18 protein-coding genes are annotated in these 20,282 nt (G+C 36.2%); 15 read left to right on the top strand and 3 right to left on the bottom strand.

Going from position 1 to position 20,282, the window contains the following annotated elements:
• Positions 1-42: 42 nt before the first annotated feature.
• The gene (locus tag RM539_RS09515; RefSeq protein WP_311503155.1) at positions 43-1,914 is read right to left on the bottom strand and encodes an ABC-F family ATP-binding cassette domain-containing protein; all 1,872 of its coding nucleotides are present in this window, start codon (positions 1,912-1,914) and stop codon (positions 43-45) included.
• Between the two features lie 302 nt (positions 1,915-2,216).
• Here RM539_RS09515 and RM539_RS09510 point away from each other — a divergent pair, with 302 nt between their 5' ends.
• Together RM539_RS09510 and RM539_RS09505 are read left to right on the top strand one after the other, a co-directional pair.
• A complete protein-coding gene (locus tag RM539_RS09510; protein ID WP_311503154.1) occupies positions 2,217-3,002 on the top strand; it encodes a polysaccharide biosynthesis/export family protein in 786 nt (261 codons plus the stop codon).
• A gap of 1 nt (position 3,003) precedes the next feature.
• Positions 3,004-5,472 carry a polysaccharide biosynthesis tyrosine autokinase gene (locus RM539_RS09505; protein WP_311503153.1) on the top strand — a complete coding sequence of 823 codons (2,469 nt, stop codon included), beginning with the start codon at positions 3,004-3,006 and terminating at the stop codon, positions 5,470-5,472.
• Positions 5,473-5,502: 30 nt separating this feature from the next.
• Here the strand turns inward: RM539_RS09505 and RM539_RS09500 are convergent, their stop codons facing one another.
• Both RM539_RS09500 and RM539_RS09495 read right to left on the bottom strand, forming a co-directional pair.
• Positions 5,503-6,432, bottom strand: a complete 930-nt coding sequence (locus RM539_RS09500) for a hypothetical protein (protein WP_311503152.1) — start codon at positions 6,430-6,432, stop codon at positions 5,503-5,505.
• Positions 6,432-7,865 (bottom strand): MBOAT family O-acyltransferase, encoded by a 1,434-nt coding sequence (locus tag RM539_RS09495; RefSeq protein WP_311503151.1) that lies wholly within the window; start codon positions 7,863-7,865, stop codon positions 6,432-6,434. Before RM539_RS09495 ends, RM539_RS09500 begins: the two co-directional genes overlap by 1 nt.
• A 503-nt stretch (positions 7,866-8,368) precedes the next feature.
• Here RM539_RS09495 and RM539_RS09490 point away from each other — a divergent pair.
• The 13 genes from RM539_RS09490 to wecB all read left to right on the top strand — a co-directional run bounded on the left by RM539_RS09490 (position 8,369) and on the right by wecB (position 19,982).
• Positions 8,369-9,229: an ABC transporter permease gene (locus RM539_RS09490; RefSeq protein ID WP_311503150.1), complete on the top strand. Its 861-nt coding sequence runs from the start codon at positions 8,369-8,371 to the stop codon at positions 9,227-9,229.
• Positions 9,230-9,423: 194 nt separating this feature from the next.
• On the top strand, positions 9,424-9,666 hold the full coding sequence (locus RM539_RS09485) for a ribbon-helix-helix domain-containing protein (RefSeq protein WP_311503149.1): 243 nt from the start codon (positions 9,424-9,426) through the stop codon (positions 9,664-9,666).
• Positions 9,659-9,946 carry a type II toxin-antitoxin system RelE/ParE family toxin gene (locus RM539_RS09480; protein ID WP_311503148.1) on the top strand — a complete coding sequence of 96 codons (288 nt, stop codon included), beginning with the start codon at positions 9,659-9,661 and terminating at the stop codon, positions 9,944-9,946. Before RM539_RS09485 ends, RM539_RS09480 begins: the two co-directional genes overlap by 8 nt.
• A gap of 111 nt (positions 9,947-10,057) precedes the next feature.
• Positions 10,058-11,299: an ABC transporter ATP-binding protein gene (locus RM539_RS09475; RefSeq protein WP_311503147.1), complete on the top strand. Its 1,242-nt coding sequence runs from the start codon at positions 10,058-10,060 to the stop codon at positions 11,297-11,299.
• On the top strand, positions 11,292-11,951 hold the full coding sequence (locus RM539_RS09470) for a class I SAM-dependent methyltransferase (RefSeq protein WP_311503146.1): 660 nt from the start codon (positions 11,292-11,294) through the stop codon (positions 11,949-11,951). The genes RM539_RS09475 and RM539_RS09470 overlap by 8 nt, the downstream gene beginning before the upstream one ends.
• A gap of 25 nt (positions 11,952-11,976) precedes the next feature.
• The gene (locus tag RM539_RS09465) at positions 11,977-12,948 is read left to right on the top strand and encodes a glycosyltransferase family 2 protein (protein ID WP_311503145.1); all 972 of its coding nucleotides are present in this window, start codon (positions 11,977-11,979) and stop codon (positions 12,946-12,948) included.
• 10 nt (positions 12,949-12,958) lie between these two features.
• Positions 12,959-14,191, top strand: coding sequence for a glycosyltransferase (locus RM539_RS09460; RefSeq protein ID WP_311503144.1), 1,233 nt, complete (start codon positions 12,959-12,961; stop codon positions 14,189-14,191).
• Positions 14,184-15,101, top strand: a complete 918-nt coding sequence (locus RM539_RS09455; protein ID WP_311503143.1) for a glycosyltransferase family 2 protein — start codon at positions 14,184-14,186, stop codon at positions 15,099-15,101. Before RM539_RS09460 ends, RM539_RS09455 begins: the two co-directional genes overlap by 8 nt.
• Complete coding sequence (locus tag RM539_RS09450) at positions 15,098-15,934, top strand: glycosyltransferase family 2 protein (RefSeq protein ID WP_311503142.1); 837 nt, start codon at positions 15,098-15,100, stop codon at positions 15,932-15,934. The genes RM539_RS09455 and RM539_RS09450 overlap by 4 nt, the downstream gene beginning before the upstream one ends.
• Positions 15,931-16,872 (top strand): glycosyltransferase family 2 protein, encoded by a 942-nt coding sequence (locus tag RM539_RS09445; protein WP_311503141.1) that lies wholly within the window; start codon positions 15,931-15,933, stop codon positions 16,870-16,872. Before RM539_RS09450 ends, RM539_RS09445 begins: the two co-directional genes overlap by 4 nt.
• Before the next feature lie 2 nt (positions 16,873-16,874).
• Complete coding sequence (locus tag RM539_RS09440; protein WP_311503140.1) at positions 16,875-17,813, top strand: glycosyltransferase family 2 protein; 939 nt, start codon at positions 16,875-16,877, stop codon at positions 17,811-17,813.
• Between the two features lie 10 nt (positions 17,814-17,823).
• Positions 17,824-18,765 (top strand): glycosyltransferase family 2 protein, encoded by a 942-nt coding sequence (locus tag RM539_RS09435; protein WP_311503139.1) that lies wholly within the window; start codon positions 17,824-17,826, stop codon positions 18,763-18,765.
• Positions 18,762-19,982 (top strand): non-hydrolyzing UDP-N-acetylglucosamine 2-epimerase, encoded by a 1,221-nt coding sequence (gene wecB / locus RM539_RS09430; RefSeq protein WP_311503138.1) that lies wholly within the window; start codon positions 18,762-18,764, stop codon positions 19,980-19,982. Before RM539_RS09435 ends, wecB begins: the two co-directional genes overlap by 4 nt.
• The last annotated feature ends 300 nt before the right edge of the window (positions 19,983-20,282 follow it).

Here is a 20,282-nt window from a genome sequence, read left to right as displayed (position 1 = left end):
TCACAACTCACAACTCACAACTCACAACTCACAACTCACAACTCACAACTCACTTTTCTCCATCAACTCAAACCATCTTTCGGTTTTTTGCTCTATTTTTTCTTCAACTTCTTTAAGTTCCAGGGAAGTTTTATCAATTTCTTCCCCATCCAGGTCCTGAAGGAATTTTTGCTGAATCTCTACCTTCCTTTTTTCCAGTTTTGCGATCTCCTTTTCCAGTTTTCCATATTCTTTCTGCTCGCTGTAAGTAAGTTTTGAACCGCTACTGCTTTGTTTCCAATCGTTTTTTGTATTCTTTTCTTCTTCTGAAGGGGTTTTTGAAGGCTCTGCGGGACTGCTTTCCTCGTAACTCCTGTAATCGGAATAATTACCGGGGAAGTCTTCAATTTCAGCATTGCCCTTAAAGACGAAGAGATGGTCCACAATTTTATCCATAAAATAGCGGTCGTGGGAGACTACAATAATGCATCCGGGGAAGTCCAGCAGAAAGCTTTCCAGAACATTCAGGGTAACAATGTCCAGATCGTTAGTGGGCTCATCCAAAATAAGGAAATTAGGGTTCTGAATTAGAACAGTACAAAGGTAAAGTCGCTTCTTCTCGCCACCGCTTAGCTTTTCAACAAAATCATATTGTTTTTTGCGGTCAAACAGAAACCTCTCCAGAAGTTGCTGAGCGGAAATCTGCCTGCCTTTTTTCAGCGGAATATAATCTCCAAATTCCCGTATAACATCTATAACTTTTTGTCCCGGCTTAATTTTTATTCCACGCTGAGTGTAGTATCCGAATTTTATCGTTTCTCCTATTACTACTTTTCCGGAATCGGGCTCCAGGTTACCGGTAAGAATATTTAAAAAAGTGGATTTTCCCGTTCCGTTTTTACCAATAATCCCAATACGTTCGCCCCGCAGGAAGTTGTAATCAAAATTTTCAAATAACTGCTTCCCCCCAAATTCTTTGGAAAGATTATGAAGTTCTACCACTTTACTGCCCATTCTCTCCATGTTGAGCTCCAGTTGAACAGTGTGGTCATTTCTTCTTTTCCCGGCCCTTTCTTTTATATCCTGGAAATCATCTATACGGGATTTGGATTTTGTGGTACGTGCCTTGGGTTGGCGGCGCATCCAGTCCAGTTCCTTTTTATAGAGCTGCTTGGCTTTATCGGTATTGGTTTGCTCCAGCTCTACACGGTCTTCTTTTTTATCCAGATAATAGGAATAGTTGCCTTTGTAGGTATAAAGTTGCCCGTCTTCCAATTCCACAATTTCGTTACAAACCCGCTCCAGGAAATAACGGTCGTGAGTGACCATAAAAATGGTGAAATTTTCTTTTTTAAAATAAGCTTCCAGCCACTCGATCATATCCAGATCCAGGTGATTGGTAGGCTCATCCATTATTATAAAATCAGGTTTTTGCAGCAGCATATTAGCCAGGGCAAGCCTTTTCTTTTGTCCGCCGCTCAAATGCTTTACCTCTTTGGAAAGGTCTTCCAGTTTTAATTTGGAAAGGATCTGTTTGTACTGAGTTTCAAAATCCCATGCCCGGGCAGCGTCCATTTCTTCAAAAGCTTTTTGATAGGCTTCGGCATCTTCAGGATTTTGTAGGGCTTTTTCATAACGGTTGATGATCCTGAGGGTTTCATTATCTGCAGCAAAAATAGTTTGCTCTACAGTAAGGTGTGGATCAAGATCTGGTTCCTGTGGTAAAAAAGCGGTGGTAATATCTTTGCGATATACAACCTGGCCTTCATCGGGATTGTCAAAGCCCGCCAGGATATTAAGAAGCGAAGTTTTCCCGGTGCCGTTTTTGGCAACGAAGCCTACTTTTTGTCCTTCATTTATTCCGAAGGAAATATTCTTAAAAAGGATCCTTTCGCCATAGGCTTTAGCGATATTTTCTACTGATAGGTAATTCACATGAAATTATTTGGTACAAAATAAATTGATTAATGGGAATATTGAAGCAATATTGTTGTTTTTCTTTTCTTAAGTGGAAAGAGGTAAAAAGGTATAATTTGAAGGTAGAAAGCTAAGTAGTGAGTGGTGAAGAGTTGCATAAGAGCACAATGAACAAGGAATAATGAACAAATGGTACCGGTGGAAAATCAACAACAGACAACGCACAGCGAACCTCAAAAAACAGAAAGAAAACATTAAACTTTAAATATTTTGATATTCTAATACATCACTTATATTTGTTAAACCTTTGTGAAAGCTATATGAAGTTTAGATGCATTTTTTTCCTTTTGGCGATAATATTATCTTTTTCGTCGTGTATTTCCACAAAAAAGTTGAGTTATCTGCAGGAAACAGAAGCTGTAGACAGCATCATAAAAATGCAAAGGCTTAAAAAGCCATACCGCATTCAAATTGGGGATTTGCTAAGCATAAGGGTGAAGGCCCTGGACCAGGAACTGGTGGGCATGTTTAATCCTATAGGAGAAGCAAATCCAAATGCCACTACAGAGGAAGCAGTATATTTTGACGGATTTACGGTAGATGACCATGGAAACATAAGAGTTCCCACTCTGGGACTGCTAAATGTGCTGGGATATACGGTAGAGGAAGTTAGGGAAAAAATAGAAAATGAGCTCCTGGAGCAGTATTTTAAGGAAGAGGCTAACTTATTTGTAACCGTTAAACTGGCGGGAATCCGGTACACCACTTTGGGGGAAATAGGTTCCGGAAGCCAGGTGATTTATAAAGAACAGGTTAGCATTATTGAAGCTATTGCCAATGCAGGCGGAATAACCGATGTTGGAGACCGGCAGCATGTTAAAATTGTACGGCAATATCCGCACGGGGAGAAAGTTCATATTATAGATGTTACCAGTATAGAAGCTACTTCCAGCCCGTACTATTACATCCAGCCAAATGACGTGATAATAGTTAACCCGCTTCCACAAAAGGCCCTTGGTTTTGGTACTACAGGATTAGAATCTTTTAGAACCATAGCCACTGTTTTTACATTAATAACCTCAGTAGTTTTGATTTTTACGAGATAATATGGCGCATGAAGATGATCACATATCAGACGTAGGTTCTACTTTTGATTTTAAAGGCTTTGTTTTAAAAGTGATAAGTTACTGGAAACTGATCCTGCTCTCGGTAGCAATCAGTTTGGGAGTGGCATATTATAATAATGTTAGAAAGCTGCCGGTTTACCGTATGGATAACAGCATTACCATTAAAGATGACCAGAATCCATTTTTTACCACTAACACCAGCCTTACATTTAACTGGGGAGGAACTTCAGATAAGGTAAATACAGCAATTACTATTTTAAAATCCAGGTCTCATAATGAAGAAGTAGTGGAGCGCCTGCAATATTACATTCAGTATTTACAGGACGGGGAATATCAGAGGGTGGATGCCTACGGAAAAACCCCTTTTGAATTTTTGGCGGATACATCGGCATTTCAGGCTATCAACGCTACTTTTACCGTCACATTTTTAGATTCTTCAAAATTCAATATTCAGGCGAATTTACCTGAAACACTTGCTCTGCAAAACTTCAGAAGTAAAGAAAAGAAACCGGCTACCATTGCATACAGGGAATTCAGCCAGACGTTTAAGGTGGGAGAGCCTATTAATTTTCCTTTTCTGAATGGAGTGGTGGCAAGAACAGAGCAACCGGTACAGGAGGGAAAGGCATATTATATGAGCTTTCTTAATTTTGACGGGGCTGTGGGCAAATATCGATCTGTAAATGTTGGTGCTGATAATAGTGGTTCTTCAGTTTTAAGGCTTAGCCAGACGGGGCACAATAAAAATCGGCTGGTGGATTACCTGAATGGTTCGGTTGCGGTACTAAGTGAAAATATGCTCGCCCGGAAGAACCTTTTCGCTACCAAAACAATCCGGTTTATTGATAGTAGCCTGGCAGTGAAATCAAAAGAACTTCAGGTGGTAGAGGATGAATTGAACAACTTCAGAAATGAAAATGCTATTCTTGATATTTCTGCGGAAAGCAGCGAAATTTCCAATAAACTTTCCACCCTGGACGTGCGCAAGGAGGATATAAGAAGACAGCTGGCGTATTATCAAACTTTGCAGGGCTACCTGGAGACCCGTAGCGATTATTCCAGCGTTCCGGCACCTTCTGTAGCAGGCATTAGTGAAGGAAGTATTGTAAGCGGAGTGGGGAAAATTATTGAACTTGCTGAACAACGTAGTAATTATCAATATTCCCTGAAGGAAAGCTCCCCGGTTTTTTCAGATCTGGACCGGCAAATCAATTCGGTGAAGTCTATTCTACTGGAGAATATTAGTTCTTCCCGCGGATTATTACAGAATGAACTTGCCGATGTAAACAGACAAATAGCCGGTTTTGAAGCTGAAATTAAAAAACTGCCGCAGGAAGAACAGGATCTTTTGAAGATCCAGAGAAAATACAGCATAAGTGAAAAAACCTATAATCTCTTTCTTGAGAAGCGCAGTGAAGCCGGGCTAATAAAAGCAGCCAATGTTAGCGACGTAATGGTTATTGATAAAGCAAAAGACACCGGTGGGGGCCAAATTGGGCCTAATACTCAGCTTAATTATGTAATGGCGGTAATGGTTGGTGGTCTAATTCCGCTAACTTTTGTATTTCTTCTGGTGTTTCTTAATACCAATATTCTGAATGCCCAGGAAGTGGGGCGCTTATCTCCGGTACCTATTTTGGGCCTTATTGGAAAAAGTAAACTGGATTCTAATCTGGCTGTATTCGCCAGTCCAAAATCCTCTGTGGCAGAAAGTTTCAGGGGCCTGCGTTCCAGTTTGCAGTTTATGTATAAAAAGCATGGCGTTACCGGTTCTAAAACTTTGCTGATTACCTCCTCTGTTTCAGGGGAAGGAAAAACATTTTGCGCCATGAACCTGGCGACGGTTTTTGCAATGAGCGATAAAAAGACTGTATTGGTGGGTGTGGATTTAAGAAAGCCCAAGATATTTGATGATTTTAAGCTGAATAACAATGTAGGCATTGTTAATTATCTTATTGAGCAGACTTCTTCCGAAGAGATTATTCAGAAAAGTGAAATTCCCAATCTTGATGTTATTACCGCGGGTCCTGTACCTCCCAATCCTTCTGAGTTGTTACTGAACGAACAGATGGACCGTTTAATGGAAGAGTTGCGGGAAAAATATGATTACATAGTGCTGGATTCCCCGCCAATAGGAATGGTGGCCGATGCCCTAAACCTGGTAAAATATGCCGATGCCACGCTTTATTTAATCCGGCAGGACTATACCAAACGGGGTATGCTGGATACTATAAATGAAAAATATCATAAAGGAGAGCTTAAAAATATCAGTTTTGTTTTAAACCATTTTGTGCACAGGGCAAAGTATGGCTATGGTTACGGCTATGGTTACGGGTATGGCTATGGTTACGGGTACAACCGTTATGCGAAAGGCTATTACGGGGAGGCGCCTTCCAGGGGTAAGCAGCTTAAAAAATCCTGGAAGAAATTTATGCGAAATTTTGAGTAGTGAAATGGCATTATAGGAATCTCCGAAGTGTTATTGCACGTTGCTTATCAGTTTTGCTTTGGGGGCAACATCGGTACTAATACTGTTGATTTTTTCGGCGAATACTTCTGAAAATTCTTTTGCTCCCTGGTCATTTAAATGGTCACAATCATAGAATAAATTATCCTGATCTAAAAAAAGCGAGCTGTAATCCAGCAATTCAGGAATTCGTCCTTTAAGTTTCTGAACGTATTCAAGATTTTGTGTATTTGAACAAAACGGAGATACAAAATAAACAATTTTGATGTTTCTTTCTTCAGCAAAATTATTAATGGCTTCTATGTATTTATTGTGTTTTGAGATAGTATCCGGTAAGGTTCGGTTAAAACCTGCATCGCTTTGACCATAGAGGGGATAATAGCCATTTTTAAGATTGATGTAAGGCTCATTTTCTATAAGGATATTAAAAACTTCCCGAAAACCCGACTTATAATCGTATTTTAAGTACCGGTAAAAAGGAATATTTTTTAAATAGTAATAACTGGAATCCCGTGTTTTTAACATAGAAGCAATATGATCATCTTTTATAAATGGCATCAAAGAACCTTTTAAGTAACCGGAACTTTTATCTTTATTGTAAATATAATCCACCTGTATAAATACCATTTCTGCCTTAATACTCTGCTTCTCCAGAAGTTGAAGCAGCATAAAGGAATCATTTAATCTTACTTCCTGGATGCCCAGGTTAAGAGCTTTTTTTCCAGTAATTTCTTCAATAACTTCAGCATCTATAGTATTTTCTACACGGGAAGAGCCAATAAAAATATAATCTATAGGCTGTTCCTCTATAGATAGTAAATGAGTAATTTTATTACGGGGCATTCCATGGGTATAGGTGGAAGTATAAGTAAAATCCAGCAGGTAAAAGATCACTAAAATGATAAGCAGAATCGAGGATATGTAAAGTCCGAATCTTTTCATTAGAACTGGAAATAAATAAAGTCGCTGTGTTTAGAAAATACCCCAAACATAGTTATCATGAGAAGGGCCACAGAGGTTTTTACAAATTTTTGTTTTCCCGCAAAAGGGTGTTCTTCCCTGCGGCTGGCCCATTCAATTGAAATAAACAGAGCTATTAACAATAATAATTCTGTACTGTATCTTCCAATAGATAAATACTCTGTACTTAAACCGAAGTTTTCGAAAAAACTGGAAAAGTACCCAAAACTGGAGCTGATAGAAGGAGACCTGAAAAACACCCAGGCCATACAAACTACAGAGAATGTGAGTAGTATATGAAGAAATTCCCTGAAGCCGGGCAGGAGGTTGTTTTGTGCAACTCCATTTAGATTTTTTCTGTTGGTTCTCCATAAAAGGAGCGGAATAAACAAAGAAGCATGTATGGCCCCCCATACCACAAAGGTCCAGTTAGCCCCGTGCCAGAACCCGCTGACCAGAAAGATGATAAAAACATTTCTTACCTGTTCTTTCCTGGAACCCCGGGAACCTCCAAGAGGGATATATAAATAATCACGAAACCAGGTGGACAGTGAAATATGCCATCTCCGCCAGAATTCTGCCACATCCCTTGAAAAATATGGATAATTAAAATTACGCATAAGATCAAATCCAAAGAGCCGTGCAGTTCCTATGGCTATATTGGAATAACCGGCAAAATCCCCATAAATTTGAAAAGCAAAATAAACGGAGCCTAGAGCCAGCGTGAGGCTATTTAGGTTTTCATAATTATTAAAGATATTGTTTACGAAAGTGGCGCAATTATCTGCAATCACCATTTTCTGAAATAACCCCCAGATAATCAGGTGGATTCCGCTTTTTGCAAATTCAAAATTAAACTCCCGTCGCCGCGAGAACTGCGGTAAAAGATTGGAAGCACGTTCTATAGGACCGGCGACCAGTTGCGGGAAGAAAGAGACAAAGGCAGCAAAGCGTATAAAATCTGATGTTGGTTTTATTTTATTCCTGTATATGTCAATAGTATAGCTAAGGGTTTGGAAGCTATAAAAGGAAATCCCCACTGGCAGGATAAGTTGTAAACTGCTAAAATGCATATTGAAGCCAAGCGCCTGCCCGGCCTCCATCCAGCTATCTATAAAAAAGTTGTAATATTTAAAAACACCAAGCATACCAAGATTAAAAACTATACTCACCCATAAAAGAGGCTTTTTCCACCGTAGCAGGTTTTTTTTGGTGAGGGCCAAACCTATAAAAAAATCAATCAGGGTGCTGGCCGCAATAAGCGTAAGGAAACGATAGTCCCACCACCCGTAGAAAACATAGCTTGCCACAAGAAGCAGAACATTTTGCGCCTGAAGTCGCTTTTTCAGGAGGATCCAGTAGAAAACAAAGACCACCGGCAGAAAAACCATAAATGGTAGCGAATTGAAAAGCATGTGATAATTTTACAAACAAGCAGGGAAAGGATGGATCGGGGGAGGTTAAAATTAATAAAATAGTTTGATATAAAATATGTCTCCAGGAATTTATATTGATATGATAATAATAGCTGGTTTTTTAATTATAAAAACTAATTGTACTCTAAAAATAATAATGATTCCTCACCCCGAGTTGGTAGGAGATAGGCCTGAATAATTCAATTTTGTCAGGCAGGTTTTTAATTATAACAATTCGGATTTTTTATCCATAAAGTATCCTAAACTGAAAAATAACGTAATTCTGAACTTGTTTCAGAATCTCATTTCAATGCGAATCACTACAATATTAAAACCCTGAAATAAATTCAGGGTGACGAAAGAAATTATAGGATAGAAAAAGGATATACACATTCAGATAATCAGATTATAAAATGAAAAGAACTTTGGAATTTTTAAAAAATTAATCACATTTGTGAAATGAAGGTGGAGAGAAAATTCTCTCCTCATAATCCAGACCGAATTTGAAGGAAGCAAATGATGAATGGCTGTACGAGATCACCCCAAAGCGTAAGCTGATTGATCTTAACTTTAATGAAATCTGGCGGTACCGGGATTTGTTGGTTTTATTTGTAAAACGGGATATAGTAACTGTGTATAAGCAAACCATCCTGGGGCCGTTGTGGTATTTTATCCAGCCGCTTTTTACCTCGGTTATCTTTACGCTGGTATTTAATAATATAGCTGATATTCCTACCGGAACTGTTCCTCCTTTCCTGTTTAATCTGGCGGGGATTACGGCCTGGAATTATTTTAGTCAGTGTCTTACCGGGACTTCCAATACTTTTCGTGGAAATGCGGGGTTGTTCGGTAAAGTATATTTCCCCCGGGTGATCATGCCGCTGAGTACCACTATTTCTAATTTGCTGAAACTGGGAATACAGTTGCTGATATTTGTTGTTTTTTATTGCTATTTTTTATGGAAGGGATATGAAATAAGCCCGAACTTCAACCTGTTGCTTTTTCCGGTTTACCTGTTAATGATGGCTTTAATGGGATTAGGATTGGGAATGATTATTTCGGCTTTTACCACAAAGTACCGGGATTTGACAGTACTCGTAGGTTTTGCTACATCTTTACTGATATACATCTCGGCAGTGCCATATCCTTTAAGTGAAGCTGTAAAGCAACTCGGGGACTACGGATGGGTGGTGGAGTATAATCCGCTTACGTATATTATTGAAGGTTTTAGATATATGCTCTTGGACACAGGAGTTTTTTCCTGGACCAGCTTTGGAATTACTTTTTTAGTTTCAGTAATTTTATTCTTGGCGGGACTGGTTATTTTTAACCGGACGGAGAAAACTTTTATTGATACGGTGTAGGGAAATTAGAAGTGAGAAGTGAGTGAGTCTCTTGTCGCATCGAGCTTGTCCAGATGCTTCTTTTACTAATTGAAATGAGAAGGATGGATGATACGGTCTAAGAAATTCATGAATTTAAATTCCAGGTAATTGAAAAAACTGAAAAATTTGTTTTGACTCATTTTTGATGTAATTTTACACCAAAGTATATTGTTATGAAAAGGCAAAGTATCTCCTTCACGAGGCCAAATGATGAATGGCTTAAAGACCAGGTTGATAATGAAGAATATTCTTCTAAGAGTGAATTGGTTAATGATCTGGTCAGGCAGGCAAGAAAACAACAGGTTCAAATTGACTGGATTAAAAATAAGTTAGATAAAGCAGAAAGCAGCGGATTTAGCAATGAAAGTAAAGAAGAGATTTTGAATCACTCAAAGGCCTTGCTGAAAAATGGCTGAATATAGATTAAGTAATGAAGCTAAGGAGGATTTAATAAGAATTCATCAATATGGAATAAAGAAATTTGGGATAGATCAGGCGGACAACTATTTCAACACCTTTTTTGAATATTTTGAGGTTATTTCTAAAAGCCCTTTTTCATTTGAATCGGTCGATCATATAAAGAAAGGGTACAGACGATGTGTATGTGGTTCTGATGGTATCTATTATAAAATAAATAAAGGTGTGGTTGAAATAATGGCAATTATAGGAAAACAGGATTTAAAGGATATTCTTTGACTTTATATCAATTCAAAACTGCATTTTTGCAATTAGAACTACCCAGCAATATGAGGCTGTAAACAGAATAATTTACTTTACGACCCACGACTCATAACCCACAACTGAAGAATGACAATTCTAAAAGCTGAAAATATCTCCAAACAATACCGCCTGGGAACAGTGGGGACAGGGACTTTAAGCCATGATCTTAACCGATGGTGGCATAGTATCCGGGGAAAAGATGACCCTTATCTTAAGGTAGGTGCATCAAATAATCGTTCTTCCAAAGCTACCGAAGATTACGTATGGGCTTTACGGGATATAAATTTTGAAGTAAAACAGGGAGAGGTTTTAGGTATAATTGGAAAAAATGGGGCGGGGAAATCTACCCTTCTGAAAATTCTTTCCCGCGTTACCGCTCCTACCACGGGAAGTATAAAAACTAAAGGAAGAATTGCTTCCCTTTTGGAAGTAGGTACAGGATTTCATGGGGAACTTACCGGGAGGGAGAATATCTTTATGAACGGTGCGGTACTCGGTATGACCAAAGTCGAGATTAAAGCAAAATTGGATGAAATTATTTCTTTTTCAGGTTGTGAAAAATATATTGACACTCCTGTAAAACGCTACAGTAGCGGTATGACAGTTCGACTGGGTTTTGCGGTTGCCGCCCACCTGGAACCTGAAATATTGGTGGTAGATGAGGTGTTGGCAGTAGGTGATGCTGAATTCCAAAAAAAAGCCATAGGCAAAATGCATGATCTTTCAACAGGAGAGGGAAGAACGGTACTTTTTGTTAGTCATAATATGATTGCAATTCAAAATCTATGCAGTAAGTCTCTCTATATAGAAAATGGAGCGAAAAAATATGAAGGTATACCATCTGATGTTGTAGATTATTATCTAGAATCAAGCAGTTTAGGTAATGACAGGAAATATATCCGTAGTGAAAATAATAATAAAGAAGTATTTATTGAATCTTTTCAAATTTCTTCAGATGTAGCTACCGGAAAACCTTTTCAATTCCAAGTATTAATAATGTCGGAGAAGCAAGTTACAGCTGAATTTTCATTTACCTTGAAGAGTAATGAATCACAGCCATTATATCAAATTTATTCCGGACATAGTGGAGTCTCTTTTAAATTAAGAAAAGGCAGAAATATTATTAATGGAAGTTTGGATAAACTTCGAGTGGCTTCTGGTACTTACGAAGCTAATTTATGGCTAGGTACTTCTATTCAAGTTTTCGATTTTCAACCACAGGTTTTTAATTTATTGGTTAAGGAAGGTAGTATTAGAGAAGGAGGACCCATTTCCAGTAAAAATGGGTATCCTGTAATTGAAGATGCAATATGGCAAAAATATGAATGAGAAATTTGTTACACATAATAGGGAACCTTTTTTCGAAATTGCAAAAAATCTTATAAATTCGAAAGATAAGGTTTTGGATATAGGAGCAGGAAATGGGAATTTTGCTGATTTTTGTAATCACAAAGATATCTATTTATTTGAAGGGAATCCGAGCAGCGTTAAGTATTTAAATAGTAAATATAAAAATGTGTTTTTGGGTGAACTTCCTGAATTACCTTTTAAAGACGATTTTTTTGATGTTATTCATATGAGTCATGTGATTGAGCATCTTCAGCCCCAAGAAGTATATGAAACGCTGAAAGAGTTTAATAGATGTTGTAAATCAGGAGGAACAATTATAATTTCTGCACCTTTAATGTGGGAGGGGTTTTATGATGATCTTTCTCATGTTAAACCATATAATCCGTTTATTTTTCAGAAATATCTATGTTCTGCAGTTGGTGACAATTTGACAAGAGAACAAATTGCTACCAATTATATAGTGGAAAAATTACAGTATAGATTTCTTGAGAAAAAATACTTTTATACTTTAAAAAATTCGAAAAGCTCTATTCTAAGGGGGACTTTTAAGACTTATGAATTCTTCCGTAAAAAAGGTTTTAAAAGGTTGCAAAAAACAGGATATACAATAGTTTTAAGAAAAGTAAAATAATTCTCAGTTTATACGCCACAATTGGATGGAACTAAATCTGGTGTCAATTATAATACCGACCTACAACAGAGCGCATTTAATTGGGGAAACTCTGGAATCTGTTATTGCACAAACTTATAAGAACTGGGAATGTATAGTGGTAGATGATGGTTCTACAGATTACACAGATAAATTGCTGGAATTTTATTGTAAAAAAGATTCGAGGATCCATTATTATCATCGACCCAAAGGTCAGCAAAGGGGGGCAAACACTTGTAGGAATTATGGTTTTGAAGTAAGTAAAGGACACTTTATAAACTGGTTTGACAGTGATGACGTGATGCTACCGCCATTTGTTCAAGAAAAAGTAAATTCTTTTACTACAACAGTGGAATTTGTTATTTCTTCTGGATATTATGTAGATGAAAACCTCACAAAAGAAAAGAAAATTAAAGTTAATATCTCTGAAGGTCTTTTTAAAAGCTATATGAAATGGAACGCTCAAATTATTACTAATTCTGTTTTATTTAGAAGAGGTTTTTTGGCCAATAAAGAGCTATTTAAAGCTTGGTTAACCCGTGGACAGGAAGAAGAATTGTTTTCAAGACTATTTTTACAATTAGCAGATAACACATATACAGTAATTTCTGAACCTCTCTTTTTATATAGAAAGCATTCAAAGAGCAAGTCGTTTCAAAATAAGGACTATATATTTTCAAATAAAGAATCCGAATCTTACGTATACTTGGAAAATTTCAAAAGGAGCTGTAATTTAAAAGATCCAGAGATAATCCAGCTTTTGTGGAAACGTCTGATCCATCTGTACTTCTTTGGGATAGATAATGATCACTTTGAGAATTCAAAAAAGATTATAAATACCCTAGCCAAACAAGTATTACAATTTAATATAAAACTAAGTATAGAGCTTTTTATTGTAGGGAATTTTTTGTGTTTTATCAAAAGAGATAGCTATAGAATAAGAAAAAGATGGATAAATTTTAAAATACTGAATAACTAAAAATAGACCATTGCCAAAAATCCTTTTTAAATTAAGTCATTATCCTCAGGTTTCGGAAACTTTTGTTACTGCGCAAATTGTTACTGCTATAAAGTGTGGATTTGATGTGCAAATTTTAGTAAAAAAATTTATTGATTTTAAAGGAAAAGGTCTGGATGAAGTTTTTGAAAAATATAGTTTAGAAGAAAAAATAATAGAAGAGAAGATTAAAATCCCAAGAAAAAGGATTTCTAGATGGGTAGGAGCTTTTATTTTACTAGTTCAAAACATTAGATACCTGCCTAAAATTCTTCTGCTGATTGAGGAAAATAAGAAGTTGGACCTTACTATATTATATAAGATGAACTTTTATAAAAAGTTTAGAGGAACTGAAATTGTTCATATACAATTTGGTAATAATCATCAGCCATTTGAAATATTAAAAAAGGTTGGATTCATTAACTCTAAAATAATTGTTTCTTTTCACGGTCATGATGCTTTTTTTCCTATTTATGGATTTATACAACCGGGATATTATGACAGATTATTTAAGTACGGAAATTTAGTAGTGACTAACACTCCCTATCTTGAAAAGCAAGTAGCTTCTTTAGGTTGTGCTGTAGAGAAGCTTATATCCATCCCGATTGGCGTAGATACTACTTTTTTTAAACCAAAAAAAAATAAAATTACAGATTCCGATAGTGTGAAAATTATTACCGTTGGGAGATTGGATAAGGTAAAAGGACATGAATATGGAATTATGGTAATTGAAAAATTAATCAAATTCGGCCGTAACGTAAAATTCATTATAATAGGAGATGGTGAAGAAAGAGGAAGTCTACAAAAAATTTTAGTTGATAAACAATTAGAAGGTACTGTAAACCTGGTAGGAAAAAAAAATCAAGAAGAAGTTCGGGATCTTTTAAGGAGTAGTGATATTTATTTGTTCACAGGAGTTCCCGTAGAAAATAATAGGAGGGAAACCCAGGGGTTAGCCACCTTAGAGGCTCAAGCTTGCGGTTTACCTGTTGTTCTTTTTAATTCGGGTGGTGTTAAGTATACTATAGATAATGGCGAAACCGGATTTTTAGTAAAGGAATATGATGTGGATACTGTGGTAAGTAGAATAGAATTACTTATGGGGAATAGTGCTTTACGAAAAAAAATGGGACAAAAAGCCATTAGTTTTGTGGAGTGTAAATTTTCCCAAAAATCTATAGATAGGATTTGGTGTAAGACGTATAATCAGTTAATAAATGAGTAGCATTTCTATAATTATTCCGGTTTATAACAAAGAAGAGTTTATAAAGGAAACCCTACTTTCGATTTGGAATCAGGATTTCCAGGATTGGGAATGTTTATTGGTTGATGATGGATCGAGTGATAATTCGGTAATGGTAATAGAAGAATTCATTTCTGATAAACCACGGTTTAAATTAATGTTTATACCTGGTAAAAGAAATAAAGGTGCAAGTACCTGCAGGAATTTTGGTTTGGAAATTAGCTCTTCAAAGTATGTGCAATTTCTAGATGCAGACGATATTATTTCTAAAACTAAACTAGAGTCTCAAGTTCAAATAATGGAAAACGATCCTTCTGTTGATTTAGTTACTTGCAAATGGGGAAGACTTAATAATGCGGAAGAAGAAATTTATAATGATTTATCCGTTTACAATAATTTCTCTAACATACCGGAATTTTTAAAAATGTTGACTCAGTCTAAAGGCTATTTTCCCCTACATGCATATCTATTAAAAAAGGAAACTATTAAAAGAGCAGGTCTTTGGAATGAGAATCTTTCATTAAATGATGACGGTGAATTTATGATGAGAATTTTATCCTTTTCAAGGAAGATAAGATTTGCCTCGAAGCCTTATGTCTTGTATAGATATTCTACAGGTAGTAATGCAAGTAGTTATAATGATATTGTAGAAGTAGAAAGAGCTATTTATAGTTGGAAATTAATAGAAGTACATCTGGCTCTAGGGCTTTATCAAGAACAGATTTTTTTTACTGAATGGTCTAAAGGGAAGCTTTTTATTAATGTAAAAAATAGTTTTCCAGAATTAATAGATAAGCATAAAGATTTTTTTAAGTTTCAATTGCAGCAGGAAAGAAGTAAGAGAAGATTAATTAATCGGTTATTAAAGAAGTTGAAAAAGTGGAAAGGATGACTGAAGTATTAGTTTCTATAATTATTCCCTGCTATAATGATGGTAAATATATTGAGCAGGCTTTACAATCTGCTTTGGACCAAAAATATCCATATAAAGAAATAATAGTTGTAGATGATGGTTCAGACCAAAAAACCAAACAAGTTTTAGAAAAGCTAAAACCAAAAATGGATATTTTCTTGAGTCAGGAAAATCGAGGTGTAGTCGCCGCAAGAAACAGAGCGATAGATATTGCTAAAGGAACTTATATTATGACTCTGGATGCGGATGATTATTTTGATTCATCATTTTTAGGAAAAGCAGTTTCAGTATTAGATAGTAATACCGAGGTAGGAATGGTCTCTTGCCATGCCAACATAATAGATCAAAATAAGAATAAGCACATTCAAATTCCCAATGGGGAAGATTTTAATAAAGCCATCTTTAGAAATAATGTTTATGCCAGTTTGTTATTCAGGAAACAATGTTGGAAAGATGTAAATGGTTATGATCCAAATATGGCAATGGGATTTGAAGATTGGGAGTTCAATATCTCAGTAAGTAAAGCAGGATGGAATATAATGGTTATTCCGGAGGCTCTTTTTTATTACCGTGTTAAAAAAAAATCTAGAAATTATAATGCTAAGAAACATCAAAAGGAGCTAAGAAGTTATGTCTTTTATAAGCATAAAGACATAGGTGTTCAGAATTACCAGGAAACGATTGCCTTTTTTCTAAATGAAATTGAAGACCTTAGAAGCATAATAAAAGAATATCAACACAGCAGATCGTATAAGTTAGGATTTATTCTTTTAAAACCTATGAGAGTAATTAGAAAAATTTTTAGAATTTGAACCCATTAATTTCTATTATCATCCCAACTTATAATCGTTCAAATTTAATAGGATATACGATTAACAGTATTATAGCTCAAAAATACACGAATTGGGAATGTATAATTATAGATGATGGTTCTTCTGATGATACATGTGGTGTAATATCGATGTTTCAGAAAAATGAAAAACGAATAAAATACTTTTTAAGGGAAGGAAGTAGGTTAAAAGGTCCATCTGTTTGCAGAAATTATGGAATAAAAAAAGCTAAGGGACGGTTCATACAATTTTTTGATGATGATGATTTGATGTATCCGGAGTTATTATTAAAAAAAGTCGATTTATTAATAAAAAAGGAAGTGGATGTAGTAGTTTCTAAGGTAGATATTTTTAATGTAGCTAAAGGAGAAATAATTGATCAAAATAATGTCGAATCCGATGATTTAATTAAACATTTTATACTGGGAAAAATAACTTGGTATGTAAACGGGCCAATTTGGAAAAGGAAATTTTTACAAGAGCAATTTGATGAATCTGTACAAACCTTGGATGATTGGGATTTTAATTTAAGAAATATCTATAATAATCCTAAAATTTCATTTATAAATGAAGCTCTTTGCAGATATAATAGATTTGGTATTGGTACTTCTTTAAGTACCAAAAAAAGATCTAGAGGAAAGGATCAAGCAAGATCCGTTTTTTTTGTCTACAAAAAACACTATAAAATTTTAAAAGAAAAAGAGTTGTTAGAGAAAGAAATAAAAGTATGTCTCATGCGAAGGTTTACTTTTTTGTTGAGATCATCCTTGATAAATAAATCTTCAATTTCAACAAAAATTTTTGCTTTTATCATTAAAGAACATTCAATACTGGAACTGCGACGAATAATAGCTATTACTTTAGGCTACTATTCTTATTTAGCTTTTGGTAGAGGGTACCGATTCATTAAGTATATCTAATTATGAGAATCATAATTTTATTAGCCACCTATAATCGGAGCCATTTAATTGGTGAAACTCTAGATTCTATTTTAGAACAAACGTATAATGATTGGGAGTGTATAATTATAGATGATCATTCAGTAGATAATACAAGGGAAGCTATATTAAACTATGAACAAAAGGATAGAAGATTTTCTTACCACCTAAAAAATGGAAAGTATAAAAAAGGATTATCAGGCACAAGGAATTTCGGATTAGATCTGGCAAAAGAAAGAGGAGCGGAATTTATTCAGTTCTTTGATGATGATGATCTAATGCATCCTAAGAAGCTGGAACTTCAACTAATTCCATTTCTTAAAAATCCGGGTTTAAACTTTACGCTTTGTCAATATGAAAAGTTGGTACATGAGGGAAATAACTGGATAGTAGAACAGCCACGACTTCAGCTTGAATTTTCCCATCTGGGAGATGCCATTCTTACAGGTGAGATGAAAATGAATAGTCTTGGTCCGTTATGGAGAAGTGATTTTATTCAGAATTTCAGGTTCGATGAGCGATTAAGATATGCTGAAGAATGGGAACTTTATACCAGGATTGGTTATAAATATCCGAATAATTATGAGGTTGTTGATGAATACTTGTTTCAGTATAGAAAGCACGAAGATACGCTAACTTTAGGAGAGGATAAGAATTACCAACGTAGGAAAACCTCAGCAGTAAGTCGGATAATAATTCTGGAGTATCTTTTAGAACATAAGTTGCTTACCAAAAAAAGTGTTTTGTTTCTGGCGAATACATTTTTGTTGTATCAATATAATCCGAGGCTGATAGAACGTCTAAAAATATACGTACAAAGTCATAATGGATTTTCCCGTAAAATAATGTGGTATTTGAATACAGGACTCATTATAGGAAAACTTTATAGGAAAACTCTTAGAAGAATGGCACATTGGGTTTAAGAAAGCAGAAATGAACCATCAAATAAAAGTTTCAATTATCATTCCTACGTATAACCGTAGTCATTTGCTTATGGAAACTCTGGAGTCTGTCCAGGCTCAAAGCCTGCAAGATTGGGAGTGTTTAATTGTAGATGACGGTGGGAACGATGACACTGAAGAGGAAGTTTCAAAATTAAATAAGAAGGATAACCGTTTTAAGTATTACAAAAGGCCATTAGAATATCCTAAAGGAGCCTCAAATTGTAGAAATTTTGGCTTTTCCCTTAGTTCTGGCAATTATATTCAATGGCTGGATGATGATGATATTCTTTCGAAAAGAAAACTGGAATTTCAAGTGAATGCTTTGGAACAAACTAAAAATCATTTCATTTTCGCGAGCTGTGAATGGGATCTATTATGGCCGGGCAAGAAATTGGAATTGAAAAATTGTTTCCCCGGTGATGAAATGCTAAAAGAGAATTTTTTTCGAGTTATGGCTGATAGGCAAAATTTCATTCCATCTTTGGCTTATTTAGTTTCAAGAAAATTGCATATAGCGGCGGGTAATTGGAATACTGAATTATCTATAAATCAGGATGCAGAATACTTTACACGTATTCTTATAAAATCCGAGAAATTAATTAATGTGAAGGATTGCTATGTTTTATATAGGGAACATGATGCCGGAAGGATAAGTAGAAAAAGAACTCCGGAAAATATGATGTCATTTTTTCTCAGTCTGGAATTAATGCAGTCTTATCTAAAGTTTCACAATATCAATGCAAGATCGTATTTTAGATGGAAATTACTGAAGTGGTTATTGGCTTATTATAGTTACTATCCAGAAATAATGAATCAGTACTATCATCTTTTTAAAGAAAATGGTATAGATTTGAAATGGTATAAATTTTATGCATTTAAGCACAGGATTTATAGAAGTGTATATCCAGTATATAAACAACTGAAATCTTGAAAATCCTCCTCTGTTTTGGTACCCGCCCGGAAGCCATAAAAATGGCTCCGGTTATTCATGAATTCAAAAAGCAGAAAATTGCTTTTAAGGTTTGTGTAACCGCACAGCACCGGGAAATGCTGGACCAGGTGCTGGAGTTTTTTGAAATAAAGCCAGATTATGACCTGGATTTAATGGAAGCGGGGCAATCTTTAAATGGACTTGGTTCAAAAATATTTAGTGCAATAGATAAAGTTTTTGATGATTGGCTTCGAGGCTTCCCTTCGGCTCAGACTCAGGGCAGGCAGCTCAGTAGGACTGAGGGGAATATACAAGATAGTGCTGATCTTCGACAGGCTCAGCCCGACAATGATGCTCAGCCCGACAATATTGTGCTGGTGCATGGAGACACTACTACGGCTTCTATGATTGCACAGGCTGCTTTCCACAGGCAGATAAAAGTAGGGCATGTGGAAGCCGGTTTACGTACCTACAATAAATCCTCTCCCTTTCCCGAAGAGATTAATCGGCAAATAATTTCCAGGATAGCAGATTTTCATTTTGCTCCAACCACACGGGCCAGGGCTAATCTTTTAAAAGAACAGATTTATAAAGAGCAGATCGTCATGACCGGCAATACGGTGGTGGATGCCTTGCATTGGGCGGCAAAAAAGCTTTCAGGAAAAGTTTTAACGGAAGAGATCAGGAGCATTCAGTCTTTGCTGAATGCTCAAAAACAATTAATTTTAGTTACCGGGCATCGGCGGGAAAATTTTGGAAAGGGACTGGAAAATATTGCGGAAGCACTGCTGGAGTTATCCTTACGACCTAATGTCGAAATAGTATATCCTGTGCATTTGAATCCAAATGTAAAGGAGTCGGTACATCGTATTTTAGCAGATAGGCCAAACATTCATCTTATTCCTCCGGTTAGTTATCCCGCAATGTTATGGTTAATGCAAAGAGCTGCAGTGATAATTTCGGACTCGGGCGGAATCCAGGAAGAAGCACCGACTTTTGGAAAACCTGTGCTGGTAACCCGGGAATTTTCCGAACGAATGGAAGGAGTGGATGCAGGCTTTTCGGTTCTTGTGGGAACCGATAAAACCAGGATCATAGAAGAAACAGATCGCCTACTTAATAATCCACCTGATCTGTGTAAAAAGACAAATCCTTATGGAGATGGCAAGGCAGCTGAGAGGATTGTGGAGTTTTTGATTAAACAGATTTTGATATAAAGGGGCTTCGACAGGCTCAGCCAGTCTGCGCTACGAGTGTTCTTGTGAAGTTTTTCACTGAGTTTTTCCGCCTCACTAATCTTGCCTGTCCCACTGAGCTTGTCGAAGTGGGGGTTCGTGAGTTCCGACCCTGGTAGCGACAGGCTCACCCAGGCTGCGCCACGATTGTTCTTTTGAGTGTCCCACTGAGCTTGTCGAAGTGGGGTTGTATGTTCCAAAGTGGCTTCGGCAAACTTAGCCCGACTAGCGCTTGCCCTAATGTGATTATCGAAGTGGAGTGTGAATTAATGTGATTTAGAA

Source organism: Autumnicola musiva (assembly GCF_031846585.1).
Lineage (GTDB): Bacteria > Bacteroidota > Bacteroidia > Flavobacteriales > Flavobacteriaceae > Autumnicola > Autumnicola musiva.
Note: the sequence above shows the minus strand (reverse complement) of the source record. Positions and strands in the feature narration are given on the sequence as shown.

Coding starts and splice junctions, on each gene's coding strand:
- RM539_RS09500 (WP_311503152.1), bottom strand. CDS start 6,432: ATGAAAAGATTCGGACTTTACATATCCTCGATTCTGCTTATCATTTTA.
- RM539_RS09465 (WP_311503145.1), top strand. CDS start 11,977: ATGGAACTAAATCTGGTGTCAATTATAATACCGACCTACAACAGAGCG.
- RM539_RS09450 (WP_311503142.1), top strand. CDS start 15,098: ATGACTGAAGTATTAGTTTCTATAATTATTCCCTGCTATAATGATGGT.
- RM539_RS09480 (WP_311503148.1), top strand. CDS start 9,659: ATGGCTGAATATAGATTAAGTAATGAAGCTAAGGAGGATTTAATAAGA.
- RM539_RS09485 (WP_311503149.1), top strand. CDS start 9,424: ATGAAAAGGCAAAGTATCTCCTTCACGAGGCCAAATGATGAATGGCTT.
- RM539_RS09440 (WP_311503140.1), top strand. CDS start 16,875: ATGAGAATCATAATTTTATTAGCCACCTATAATCGGAGCCATTTAATT.
- RM539_RS09495 (WP_311503151.1), bottom strand. CDS start 7,865: ATGCTTTTCAATTCGCTACCATTTATGGTTTTTCTGCCGGTGGTCTTT.
- RM539_RS09510 (WP_311503154.1), top strand. CDS start 2,217: ATGAAGTTTAGATGCATTTTTTTCCTTTTGGCGATAATATTATCTTTT.
- RM539_RS09470 (WP_311503146.1), top strand. CDS start 11,292: ATGAATGAGAAATTTGTTACACATAATAGGGAACCTTTTTTCGAAATT.
- RM539_RS09455 (WP_311503143.1), top strand. CDS start 14,184: ATGAGTAGCATTTCTATAATTATTCCGGTTTATAACAAAGAAGAGTTT.
- RM539_RS09505 (WP_311503153.1), top strand. CDS start 3,004: ATGGCGCATGAAGATGATCACATATCAGACGTAGGTTCTACTTTTGAT.
- RM539_RS09475 (WP_311503147.1), top strand. CDS start 10,058: ATGACAATTCTAAAAGCTGAAAATATCTCCAAACAATACCGCCTGGGA.
- RM539_RS09435 (WP_311503139.1), top strand. CDS start 17,824: ATGAACCATCAAATAAAAGTTTCAATTATCATTCCTACGTATAACCGT.